Annotated in this window: 9 protein-coding genes; 3 read left to right on the top strand and 6 right to left on the bottom strand. The window is 71.9% G+C overall.

The genetic code is table 11. The annotated features are described in order from the left end of the window. Positions 1–98 precede the first annotated feature (98 nt). Positions 99–1784, top strand: a complete 1686-nt coding sequence (locus tag ACF1GV_RS09525) for a ribonuclease J (RefSeq protein ID WP_391679479.1) — start codon at positions 99–101, stop codon at positions 1782–1784. 85 nt (positions 1785–1869) lie between these two features. On the opposite strand, the gene ACF1GV_RS09520 is transcribed toward ACF1GV_RS09525, so the two are convergent. Beyond that, on the bottom strand, positions 1870–2943 hold the full coding sequence (locus ACF1GV_RS09520; RefSeq protein ID WP_391679482.1) for an oxidoreductase: 1074 nt from the start codon (positions 2941–2943) through the stop codon (positions 1870–1872). 82 nt (positions 2944–3025) lie between these two features. Here ACF1GV_RS09520 and ACF1GV_RS09515 point away from each other — a divergent pair, with 82 nt between their 5' ends. Together ACF1GV_RS09515 and ACF1GV_RS09510 are read left to right on the top strand one after the other, a co-directional pair. After that, on the top strand, positions 3026–3667 hold the full coding sequence (locus ACF1GV_RS09515) for a TetR family transcriptional regulator (RefSeq protein ID WP_391679485.1): 642 nt from the start codon (positions 3026–3028) through the stop codon (positions 3665–3667). A gap of 60 nt (positions 3668–3727) precedes the next feature. Beyond that, positions 3728–4372, top strand: a complete 645-nt coding sequence (locus ACF1GV_RS09510; protein WP_391679487.1) for a dihydrofolate reductase family protein — start codon at positions 3728–3730, stop codon at positions 4370–4372. Positions 4373–4429: 57 nt separating this feature from the next. Here ACF1GV_RS09510 and ACF1GV_RS09505 read toward each other — a convergent pair whose 3' ends face one another. The 5 genes from ACF1GV_RS09505 to ACF1GV_RS09485 form a co-directional block, all read right to left on the bottom strand. Beyond that, on the bottom strand, positions 4430–7228 hold the full coding sequence (locus ACF1GV_RS09505) for a hypothetical protein (RefSeq protein ID WP_391679489.1): 2799 nt from the start codon (positions 7226–7228) through the stop codon (positions 4430–4432). A gap of 5 nt (positions 7229–7233) precedes the next feature. Next, positions 7234–8346, bottom strand: coding sequence for an AAA family ATPase (locus tag ACF1GV_RS09500; protein WP_363262013.1), 1113 nt, complete (start codon positions 8344–8346; stop codon positions 7234–7236). A gap of 63 nt (positions 8347–8409) precedes the next feature. Further along, positions 8410–10071, bottom strand: a complete 1662-nt coding sequence (locus tag ACF1GV_RS09495; protein ID WP_391679570.1) for a VWA domain-containing protein — start codon at positions 10069–10071, stop codon at positions 8410–8412. Continuing rightward, the gene (locus ACF1GV_RS09490) at positions 10068–11486 is read right to left on the bottom strand and encodes a hypothetical protein (protein ID WP_391679568.1); all 1419 of its coding nucleotides are present in this window, start codon (positions 11484–11486) and stop codon (positions 10068–10070) included. Before ACF1GV_RS09490 ends, ACF1GV_RS09495 begins: the two co-directional genes overlap by 4 nt. After that, positions 11456–11959 carry a hypothetical protein gene (locus ACF1GV_RS09485; protein WP_391679496.1) on the bottom strand — a complete coding sequence of 168 codons (504 nt, stop codon included), beginning with the start codon at positions 11957–11959 and terminating at the stop codon, positions 11456–11458. The genes ACF1GV_RS09490 and ACF1GV_RS09485 overlap by 31 nt, the downstream gene beginning before the upstream one ends. Positions 11960–12055 lie beyond the last annotated feature (96 nt).

The following is a 12055-nucleotide window of genomic DNA, read 5'->3' as shown; positions in this document are numbered from 1 at the left end:
TCACGGGGCGCCCGCTGCGGGTGCCCCTCTCCGCTGGGAGAAGCCAGATCGCAGAGGCAATGGATCACCCCGCCCCACTCTCCGGGTAACGTCAAGGTATGAGTCATCCGCACCCCGAACTGAAAGCCGCCCCGCCCCTGCCCGAGGGAGGGCTGCGAGTCATCGCCCTGGGCGGCCTGGGGGAGATCGGCCGCAACATGACCGTCTTCGAGTACGCCGGCAAACTGCTCGTCGTCGACTGCGGTGTGCTGTTCCCCGAGGAAACCCAGCCCGGCGTGGACGTGATCCTGCCGGACTTCACCTCGATCCGGGACCGGCTGGACGACATCGTGGCCGTCGTACTCACCCACGGTCACGAGGACCACATCGGTGGCGTGCCGTACCTGTTGCGCGAGCGGTCCGACATTCCCCTCGTCGGCTCCAAGCTGACGCTGGCGTTCCTGGAGGCCAAGCTCAAGGAACACGGCATCCGGCCGCGCACGGTGCGGGTGCGGGAGGGCGACCGGCGCGGTTTCGGGCCGTTCGACTGCGAGTTCGTGGCGGTCAACCACTCCATCCCCGACAGCCTCGCGGTCGCGATCCGCACCGGCGCCGGGATGGTGCTGCACACCGGTGACTTCAAGATGGACCAGTTCCCTCTGGACGACCGCATCACCGATCTGCGCGCCTTCGCCCGCCTCGGCGAGGAGGGCGTGGACCTGTTCCTCACCGACTCCACCAACGCCGAAGTACCCGGCTTCACCACGTCCGAGCGTGAGCTGAATCCGGCGATCGAGCAGGTGATGCGCACGGCACCGCGCCGGGTCATCGTCTCCAGCTTCGCCAGCCATGTGCATCGCATCCAGCAGGTCCTGGACGCCGCCCACCAGCACGGCCGCAAGGTCGCCTTCGTCGGCCGGTCGATGGTCCGCAACATGGGCATCGCCCGTGACCTGGGTTATCTGAAGGTTCCGTCCGGTCTGGTCGTGAGCACGAAGGAGCTGGAGAAGCTCCCCGACCACAAGGTCACTCTGGTGTGCACCGGCTCCCAGGGCGAACCGATGGCCGCGCTGTCCCGGATGGCCAACCGCGACCACATGATCCGCATCGGCAAGGGCGACACCGTCCTGCTCGCCAGCTCCCTCATCCCCGGCAACGAGAACGCCATCTACCGGGTGATCAACGGACTCACCCGGTGGGGCGCCCATGTGGTCCACAAGGGCAACGCCAAGGTGCACGTCTCCGGGCACGCGAGCGCCGGCGAGCTCGTCTACTGCTACAACATCGTCAAGCCGCGCAACGTCATGCCCGTGCACGGTGAATGGCGGCACCTGCGGGCCAACGGCGACCTCGCCATCCGTACCGGCGTCGACCCCGACCGGGTCGTCATCGCCGAGGACGGCGTCGTCGTCGACCTCGTCGACGGGCGTGCGTCCATCACCGGCAAGGTCCCCGCCGGCAACGTCTACGTGGACGGCATGGAAGTCGGCGGCGCCACCGAGGCCTCCCTCAAGGACCGCCTCACCCTCGCCGCCGAAGGCGTGGTCACGGTGGTGGCGATCGTCGACGCGGACACCGGCGCGCTCGCCGAGGCCCCCGACTTCCTGGCCCGGGGCTTCGTCCACGACGACACCACCTTCGAGCCGGTCGTCCCCGTCATCGAGAAGACCCTGGCCACCGCGGCCCAGGAAGGCGTCGGGGACGCGCGCCAGCTCGAACAACTCATCGCCCGTGCCGTGGCGAACTGGGCGTTCCGCACCTACCGCCGCAAGCCCCTCATCATCCCCGTCATCATCGACGCCTGAGGCGCAGCCCGGCAGCCGGGCGCCTGTGGGCACAGGCCATCTCACGACGAAGCCCCACCGGACGTTCTGGTGGGGCTTCGTCGGGTCACGGTCCGCGCAGACGCTGGATCAGCGAGGTCCCCTTCGAGGACCGCGTCGAGCCCGGCGTCGTCGTTGCGGTGGGCCGCCGGCCGGCCGGTTCCGGGGCCGCTGATCTGCTGAGGGCCGTCACGGCGGCCGTCGGCCTCAGGCGGTGGCCGGGAGCGAAGCGGACGCCGGTCAGCTGCTCGGACAGGCGCCACAGCCGGTCGGCGGTCTGCGGGTCGGTGGCCCGCCAGGCCACTTCCACCTGGCGGGGGGCGCCCCGCAGTTCGCCGGGGCCGTCCGGACCGTACAACTCGCCGCCACGGGCGTCGGGCGCGGTCGCCGCGTACAACTGGGGCAGGGCGCCCTGGTCCGGGGACTGGGCGAGAGGCAGCAGGAGGCGGCCGAAGAGGAGTCCGACCCTCGCCACGGGGGCGCTGGTCTGGAGGCCGGTGGCGGTGTAGCCGGGGTGGGCCAGCACGCTGCGGACCGGACTGCCGGCCGCCGTCAGCCGACGGTGCAGTTCGTACCCGAAGACCGCGGTCGCCAGCTTGGACTGGTTGTAGCGGCCCATCGGCGAGTACGACCGCTCGCCGGTCGGGTCGTCGAAGAACATCCGCGCCCGGCGGTGGTTGACCGACGTCACCGTCACCACGCGCGGGTCGTCGCCGTCGGTCATCGCCTCGAGCAGCAGGCCCGTGAGGGCGAAGTGGCCGAGGTGGTTGGCCGCGAACTGCAACTCCGCGCCCTCGGCGGTGAGCGTGCGGGGCGGCGCCATCACCCCGGCGTTGTTGACGAGGACGTCCGGGCGGACGCCGTCGGACTTCAGCCGGTCGGCGAAGGCGTGGACCGACGCGGTGTCGGTCAGGTCCAGCCGGCGCACCTCCAGGCGGGCGTCCGGGCGTTCGGCCGTGATCTGCGCGACCGCTCTGCGGCCCTTGTCCTCGTCCCGCACGGCGAGGATCACGCGGGCCCCCTTGCGGGCGAGGGCGCGGGTGGTCGCGAGGCCCAGGCCGCTGTTCGCTCCGGTGACGACGAAGAGCCGTCCGTCCTGGTCCGGTATGTGCTCGGCGCTCCAGCGTTCTGCACTTGTCATGTGACTCAGCGTGCCGTTCATGACATCGAGCGTCAAGGACGACATCTGAAGCCACGCTCGGCACACCGCGTACTATGGCGCCATGACCTCCCGCCCGGCAGAAACCCTGGCCCAGCGCAAACGGCAGCTCGTCGCGGACGAGCTGACGCAGGCCGCGCTGACCCTGCTGGCCCGTGACGGCTTCGACGCGGTCACGGTGGACGAGATCGCCGCCGCCGCGGGGGTCTCCAAGCGGACGTTCTTCCGCTACTTCGCCTCCAAGGAAGACGTGGTCGTGCAGTTCCTGGCCGGCATGGGCACCGCCATGGGCGAGGAACTCGCGGGCCGCCCGGCCGCGGAATCACCGTCGGCTGCGCTGCGGGCCACGGTGTGGCGCTCCATCGACGCCTGCGCGGGACACGCGGAGCGGGCCTTGCCCGTGGTGCAGCTGATCCTGCGGACACCCGCCCTGCTCGGCCGTTTCCTGGAACGCCAGGCGCAGTGGCGTGAGGTGCTCGCGCAGGAGGTGGCCCGCCGCCTCCGGCTCGACCCGGTGACGGACCTGTATCCGCAGCTGGCCGCCGGGATGGCGCTGACGGCCTTCCACGCGGTGCTGCAGCGCTGGTGTGACAGCGACGGCGCCGAGGACCCCGCCGCGCTGACCGACCAAGCCTTCGCGGTCATCGCGCCGGCGCTGGACGCCGGTGCGGGAGCCGATCAGGCCGGTCTGCCGGGGCACCGATGAGTTTGTGCGCGGCGGACGGTCTTCTCACCGTTGACACCGACACGGGAGGACCCTGCCCCCATGACTCAGCTACTGCGTGTGCAGAACCTCAACGTCTCCAGTGACGGATTCGGTGCCGGGGAGGGCCAGAGCCTCGAGCGGCCGTTCGGCCACGCCGATCCGTCCCAGCTGTTCGCGTGGGCGGGCGCCACGGCGAGCTGGCCCATGCGCACCGATCCCGGCGGCAGCCGTGGCCTCGACGACTACTTCACCCGCGACTACGCCCGCAACATCGGTGCCGAGATCATGGGCCGCAACAAGTTCGGGCCGCAGCGCGGGCCGTGGCAGAACCACGAGTGGCGCGGCTGGTGGGGTGACGAGCCGCCGTTCCGCACCCCGGTCTTCGTCATGACCCATCACCCGCGTCCTTCGTTCACGCTCTCCGACACCACCTTCCACTTCGTCGGCGGGGATCCGGCCGACGTCCTGGCGCAGGCGCGGGAGGCGGCGCAGGGCAAGGACGTCCGGCTCGGAGGCGGGGCGACGACCATCCGGCAGTTCCTGGACGCCGGCCTGGTCGACACCCTGCACGTGGTGGTCTCGCCGGTGAAGATCGGCTCCGGCGCACGGCTGTGGGAGTCGCCCGACGAACTGCTCGACCGGTACCACCTGGACGTCGTGCCGAGCCCGAGCGGTGTCACGCACCATCTGTTCTGGCGCAGGTGAGACGAGGCGTTGCCGGGGCCACCGCATCCTGAGGTGCGGTGGCCCCGGACCTCGCCGTCAGCCGGTGGCCAGCAGCGCCTCCACGGCCTCGGCGGTCTGCGGGTGGCGGGCGAGCAGCGCCACCCCGTCCGGGGCCGGTTCCGCCGTCCGCCAGGGGCCCGCGCAGCCGAGCAGGTCCGCGACCGCGTCACAGGTCGCGGGGTGAGCCGCCAGCAGGGGCAGGCCGCAGGGGCCGGCCGCTCGGTCGCGGGAGGACCGATCTGCCGTGGGTTCCGGGGCGGCCCGCCACGGGGGCGTCCACGCGTCGAGCTCCGCCAGCCGGGCCGGGAAGATGCGGCCGGCCTCACGGATCAGCAGGGGCGCTAGGTCGGCACCGCCACCGCGCAGTGTGGTGATCAGGGTCGGCAGCCAGGGCAGCAGCACCGGGTCCGGCAGCTGCGCGAAGGCCTGGGACACGGCTTCGACGACGAAGTCGGCCAGGCCGGGCACCGGTTCCAGCGCGTGCAGGAAACCGCTGAGGTAGCGCGGATAGGCGGGCACCACCAGCGGGTTGCCCAGCAGCTCGGCGCACCGCGCCCGCAGCTGTGCCCGGGAGAGCCGGCCCAGCTGCGTCTGGGCCGCCCACAGCAGTGCCGTCTTGGCCGGGTCCCCGGGATGCGACTGGGCGACGGCCAGCTCCAGCTGGTTGCGGTCACAGCCGAGCGACAGGGCGAGGCTCTCCATGCTGAACAGGAAGCCCAGCATGGCCGCCACCTGGCCCACGCCCGCGTCGTCGTCGGTGAACGCCGTCGGCAGCAGCGTGCAGTAGTGCGCGTAACCGGTCTTGACGAACGCCTCGATCCACGGCGGGAGCGTCGGCTCGCTGGTGCGGTAGTACGCCAGCAGTGCGCGCACCCGGCGCAGCACCTCGGGCGCGCCGTCGACGCTGCGCTCGGTCGCCAGCACCTCCAGGGCGCGCTGCCCCAGTTCGTCGGCCAGCCGGCGGCTGTTCAGGTAGAGGGTGGCGTCCTCGACGGCCTCGAGGACCCGCGCCGTGGTCGCCTGTGGGCCGTACGCGACGCGACGCAGCCGCTGTTCGAGGACCTGCTCGATGCTGACGCCGTCGTAGCCCAGCTCGATCAGCGCCCGCTGGTGGGTGCCGAGGGCGAGGTCCCAGGACTCCTGGATGGGGCGTTCGCCGAGCCGCCGCTCGCCCATGATGGGCCGGGCGGCGCCGTGCGGCATCAGATACCGCAGCATCCACAGCACGTCGGAGCACTGCGCCAGCTCAGGCCGGGACGCCATGTCGAGCAGGGCCCGCTGCACGCCGCGCTGTTGCAGCTTGAGGTTCAGCGGCGCCAGCCGGTCGTGCACGTCACGGGCCAGCGGGGGCAGGGCGTCGTAGCCGACCTGCCCGACGCGGTCGCCGCCGAGCATGATCTCCACCAGCCGGCGCACATCCCGCCGTCCCGGCACGGTGTCCTTCTCGATGCAGGTGACCGCCGCGTCCTGGAAGTCGTACGGCGTCGGCTTGGCGCGTTCACGCATCCCGGCCAGGAGGATCGACGTCTCGAACACCGCGATGGCGTCGGCGGTGGACGCGAGGTAGCCGTTGCGGCGGGCGGCACGCACGATCTCCACGGACCAGCCGAGCAGTTCCGCCTCGTCGAGACGGTCCAGGACGGGCGGCCGTTGCAGGAAACCGGTGAGCTTGTCGGACGCGTCGAGCGGTGCGGCGGGGACGGCGGCGGGCACGGCCTTGGCCGCCTTCTTCGGCGTCCTGGTGCCCGCCTGCCCGGCGAGCCGGTACGGCTTGACCCGGGTGCGCTTGAGGTTCTTCGCCCACTCGGTCGCGGCGATGGACACCGAGCCGGCGGCGAGGCCGAACTGCGCCTCGATCGCCGCGTGGCTGGACGGGATCAGACCGTGCTGCCACTTGGTGGCACTCGGCGGGCTGATCCGGAAGGTGTCGGCGCCCTGAACACCGAACTCCTCGACGCGGCTGGCGGCGTGGAAGGCGCCGCACACATAGAGCGCGTCCGCGGGGTCGGTGCCGGTCGCGGCGAGGTGAGCACGCATCCGCGTCCACATGTACCGTTCGCGGTCCTCGTCCACCCGCACCCGGCCCGGATCGCCGGGGGCCAGGCGGCGGAAGAGGCTGCCGATCAGCAGCATGACCTGCCGGTAGGTGTCGTGGTCGGCGTCCCCGAGGGGCAGTTCGACGTACTGGTGCCACCACTCCGACCAGTGCCGCACCCGCCCGTGCCGCAGCAGGTGCTCCTCCAGCTCGGCGAAGCGCGGGCGCAGGTCGCCGATCTCCACACCGACCGCGTCGCCGTGCAGCGCCGCCTCCTCCTCGGCGGGCGGTGCGTCCGGGCCGGCCGCATCGGCCGTGTCACCGGAGTTCTCCTGCCACTGGAAGACGTGGTCGGAGGAACGGTCGACGAGGACCAGCTCGACGCCGGGGGTGTCCAGGGCGTAGGCGATCGCCTGGTACTCCGCGGACGCCTCGGTGATCGGGGCGACCACCGACAGCGGCGCCCACTCGGCCGGGAAGCCGTCGACCTCGGTCGCGAACGCCTGCACCGCGACGGGGAGCCGGCAATTGCGCAGCTCGGTCAGCAGCGGCGCCATGTCCTCGCACAGCTCCAGGTACACCACCTTGGGCTGCTTCTCGCGCAGCCGGCGCGCCATGGCGAGCGCCGAGGCCGGCGAGTGGTGGCAGACCGGGAAGATCTCCAGCGGTTCGCGCACCGCGCGGTCGACGTCGTCGACGATGCCGAGGAGGATCCCCTGAAGGGCGTCGGGGCCGTCGGCGAACGCGGCCGCCGCTTGCTGGAGTTGGCCGCGCAGGGCGGCGAAGGTTCCCTCGGTCATGGCGCTCACGACAGGGTGGCGATCGCGTCGCGGCCGCCCTCGTAGAACTCCGGCCAGGAACCGCCCTCCTCCTTGCCGCGCGGCTCGACGACGCCGTGCAGGTACTTGTTGAGGATCGCCAGGTCCTCGGGTTCGCGCCGGGCGAGCGAGCCGACGAGCGAGGAGGCGAGGGTACGGGCGGTCAGGGCGCGCTCGCCGAAGAAGTTGCTGTGCAGGATGGCGTCCTCGAGCACGCCGATCTGCTCGGCGGTGGACAGCGCCGACTCCAGTTTCTCGTCGTCGCTCGCGGCCGCGGCCGCGGAAGCGCGCAGGTCGGCGAAGCTCTGCAGCAGCACGTCCAGCAGCGTGGGCGGCACGTCCAGCTCTATCCGGTGGCGGCGCAGCAGTTCCTCGGTGCGGAAGCGGACGATCTCCGCCTCGCTCTTCTTGTTCGTCACCACGGGGATGCGGACGAAGTTGAAACGGCGCTTGAGGGCGGAGGACAGGTCGTTGACGCCGCGGTCGCGGCTGTTGGCGGTGGCGATGACGGAGAAGCCGGGCTTGGCGAAGACGATGTTGTCGCTGTCGAGTTCGGGAACCGAGATGTACTTCTCGGACAGGATGGAGATCAGCGCGTCCTGGACGTCACTGGTGGAACGCGTGAGCTCCTCGAAGCGGCCGATGACGCCGGCCTCCATCGCCGTCATGATCGGCGAGGGGATCATCGACTCCCGTGACTGTCCCTTGGCGATGACCATGGACACGTTCCACGAGTACTTGATGTGGTCCTCGGTGGTACCGGCCGTGCCCTGCACCACGAGCGTGGAGTTGCGGCAGACGGCGGCGGCCAGCAGCTCGGCCAGCCAGCTCTTGCCGGTCCCGGGGTCGCCGATCAGCAGCAGGCCGCGGTCGGAGGCGAGGGTGACGATGGCGCGCTCGACGATGCTGCGCTCACCGAACCACTTCTGGGAGATCTCCCGGTCGAGGCCGTCGGCCCGCTCGGAGCCCAGGATGAACAGCCGGATCATCTTCGGCGACAGCCGCCAGGAGAAGGGCTTGGGGTTGTCGTCGACGGACTCCAGCCAGTCCAGCTCCTCGGCGTACTTGATCTCGGCGGGGGCACGCAACAGGTCGGACACGTCAGGGCCTTTCGATGAGGAAGCTGAGCAAGAGAAGAAGGGTGAGGCAGCGAGCGGACGGGCCTAGGTGAGGAACGTCTTCAGCTCGTGCACGAGCTTGCGGATGTGGCCGGATATGACCGGCGTACCGAGGTCCTTGAAGCGGTCCTTGAACCACGGGTTGACGCTGCCGCGGCCGGCGCTGGTCACCGAGCCGACCGGGATGAACTTCGCGCCGGAGCGGTGGATGGCCGCCATGCTCTCGAACAGCGGTTCGCAGCGCCATTCGTAGAAGTCGGAGATCCACACCACGACGGTGTTGCGCGGTTCGGCGATCTTCGGCTGGGCCAGGGCCATGGCGACCGTGCCGTCCGTGCCGCCGCCGAGCTGGGTGCGCAGCAGGGTCTCGAAGGGGTCGTTCACCCACGGGGTGAGGTCGAGCGCCTGGGTGTCGTAGGCGATCAGGTGGACGTCGACCTTGGGCAGTCCGGCGAAGATCGACGCCAGAATGGTGCAGTTGACCATCGAGTCGACCATGGAGCCCGACTGGTCGACGACCACGATCAGCCGCTGCGGTGTGGTCTTGCGGGCGGTGTGCCGGTAGTAGAGGCGGTCGACATAGAGCCGCTCCTCCTCGGGGTCCCAGTTGGTGAGGTTCTTCCAGATGGTGCGGTCGAGGTCGAGGTTGCGGAAGACCCGCTTGGGCGGGACCGACCGGTCCAGGGCGCCCACGGACGCCTTCTCGACCTGGGTGCGCAGCACTTCGGCGACCTCGTCGACGAAGCGGCGGATCAGCGCCTTGGCATTGGCGAGGGCGACGCCGGAGAGGTTGTTCTTGTCGCGCAGCAGCTGCTCGATGAGCGACATGCTCGGCGTGAGCTGCGCGGCGAGCCGGGGGTCGGCAAGGACTTCGCGCAGCCGCATGCGCTTGACCATGTCGGCCTCGATGGTGCCGAGTTCGGGTCCGATCGCCGGGATCAGCGTGCTGAGGTCGGGCGTCGGGACGCCGGTTCCGGTGCCGGTCGGGCTCACTCCCCCGCCCGCGCCCGCCCGGGCTGCGCCGCTGCCCGCGCCGCGGCCGCCGCGCAGGTCGCCGGGGGTGCAGCCCAGGGCCCGCTCCAGCCAGCCGGCGTCGGACTGCCAGCGGGCGAGCTGCCCGGCGGTGACCGTGCCGCTGCCGGAGGCGAAGACGTTGAGCAGCACCTTGGACGCCAGGGCGGCCCGCCGTACCTCGGCGGCCCGGTCGCGGCCCTCCTCCTCCGGTTCGGGCACCATCAGACCGTCGAACTCGGCGGCCAGCTCGGGGTGGCGCTGCACGATGGCGTCGACGGAGGCCTGCGGGTCCAGCAGGGCGGCCGGCAGCCCGATGTCCTCGACGACGGCGAGGGAGGCGGACTCCAGACCGGCCTGCTCCTCGGAGTCGAAGAGACGGGCGAGCAGGCGCCAGTACAGGATCTGGCGGCGGTTCTCGTCGGGGGTGGGCAGCGGCGGTGTTCCGGCGGCGGGGACCGCCTGCTCGGCGCCGGGGCCGCCCTGGCCGGTGGTGTGACCGGTCTGCTCGGCGCCGGTGCCGACCTGCGCGGTGGTCTGACCGGTCCGCTCGGCGCCGGTGCCGACCTGCGCGGTGGTCTGACCGGTCCGCTCGGCGCCGGTGCCGACCTGCGCGGTGGTCTGACCGGTCCGCTCGGCGCCGGTGCCGACCTGCGCGGTGGTCTGACCGGTCCGCTCGGTGGTGTGGTCGCTCATTTGCGCAGCAGCCTTCCGGCGCGTTCGCGCAGTACGGCCACCGCGTCGGTGGCGGCCTTCTCCGCCTTGACCCCGGCCTTGTCGGTCGTGCCCCCGGCCCAGGCGCCGGCGTGCACCGCGACGGTCTTCTTGCGCACGGTGGTCTCCACGGCGAGCGGCTGCAGGACCCACCGCCCGGCGTCCCAGCGCAGCAACCCGATGCACGCGCTGGAGGCGGCGACGGCCTGCGAGGTGAGCGGTCCGGCGACCGGGACACGGTCGGTGTCGACAGCCAGGCGGTGCCCGGTGAAGGTGAACGTGACCGTGTCGTCGTCCTGTTCGATGCCGTAGCCCTCCAGGAACACCGGATGCGCCAGGCGGACCGGGTGCCGGTCCAGGGGTACGGCCTGGGGGGCGGCGGCGGTGGGCAGGGCGACGCGGGCGGTGGCGAAGGGGTCGGCACTCTCACCGGGGCGGGCGTGTTCGTCCTGCCAGATCAGGTCGCCTTCGGCGGTGACGGGCATGTCGGTGAGGTCCATGCAGCGGCCCTCGCCGACGGCGGCCAGGAGCGACATGTGCGGGCGCAGCAGCTGCCAGACCCCGGCACCGATGACCGTGTCCGGCTTCGGCGCGGACACACTCGCGCGCACCAGCCGGGGCGCGGTGCCGTCGGCGGGTTCGAGCACGGCGTGCACCTGGGCCTGGGCCGCTGTGGCGTGCTCCTGGAGGTCGACCCCGAGGGGCAGCAGCCGGCCGGTGACGGTCTGTGTGGCGGGCGCGGCGGCGGCACCCGGCACCGTCAGAAGCATGCCGCGCGCCCACAGGTCGGCCCAGCGGCGCACGGGCACGCGGTCCAGCAAGGCTCCCGGACAGGATGCGGCGAGTTCCGCGGCGAAGCCGTCGAGGAGGGTCGCGAGGCGCCGCAGCGCGGGGTCCGGGAGCATCGCGGAGACCACCTGGGCGGAGCCGGAGACCACGTCGTGGTCGAGGCCCTGCCAGCCGGTGCGGGCCAGGTCGCAGAGCCAGGAGCGGGCGGCCGCGAGCAGGTTCGGCGCCTGCTCCCCGGCGGCGGCAGGGGCGGGCGCCTCGACGCAGGTGCGGCCGGTGGCCTCGTCGGCGCGCGCGGCGAGCGCGTCGTGCGCGGCGCCGAGCAGGGCTGTGCGGGCCGCGGCGAGGGAGAGGAAGTGGTCCTCGCTCGCGGCGCCGGCCGCGGCCTTCTCGGCGGCTTCGGCGACGCGGCCGGCGAGCGGGCTCGCGGCGACCGCGTCGGCGAGCGCCGTCAGCCCCTCGGTCTGGGCGGGCTGCGGGCGCAGGAGGCCGCCGAGCAGGGTCCGGTCGAAAGCGTCGACGGCGGCCAGGGTCTCGTCGAGACCGTCGACCGGTTCGGTCAGCAGATCCATCCGCATCAGGCCACCGCCCTCGTCGGCGGGAACCACTGCATCTCCGGCAACGGCGCGGTGGCGGACGCCAGTTCGAGATACGCCAGGTGGCGCAGGAAGCGGCTGAAGACGGAGGCGGCGGCCTTGCTGTCGGCCGGGGAGGGGCGGGTGGTGCTCATCGTGAGGCGGATCGCCTGCGCGCCGGCCTCGCTCTCCCCCAGGTCGACCCGCAGATAGCGGGCGACGCGCTCGGCGCCGTACTGGAGCACCGATTCGTTGATCAGCGCGCCGATGTGGTTGCAGAAGCCGCCGCGGGCGCCGCCGCAGGGGCGGTTGTTGTTGGTGCTGCACGCGTAGGCGTACGTCCCGGCGGCGACCGACGAGACGTAGACCCGCTCGATGTCCGAGCCGCTGGAGACGACGCCCTGCAGGCGTCCGTCGGCCAGTTCCACGAACGGCACCTTGGCCAGCTTGCGCGGCCGGGCGGGCGGGATCACCCGCGTCGTGCTCGACCTCTCGACGTCGGACAACGCACCATCTCCTTTGCAGCACAAGGGAAGCCCTTCGCCGGATCGGCGGGACACCAACGAACTTAGCGGGGACCACTGACAACGCCCCTTCGCTGG

It is taken from the genome of Streptomyces sp. NPDC014006 (assembly GCF_043088925.1).
GTDB lineage: Bacteria > Actinomycetota > Actinomycetes > Streptomycetales > Streptomycetaceae > Streptomyces.
This window is presented reverse-complemented; position numbering and strand designations above follow the sequence as displayed.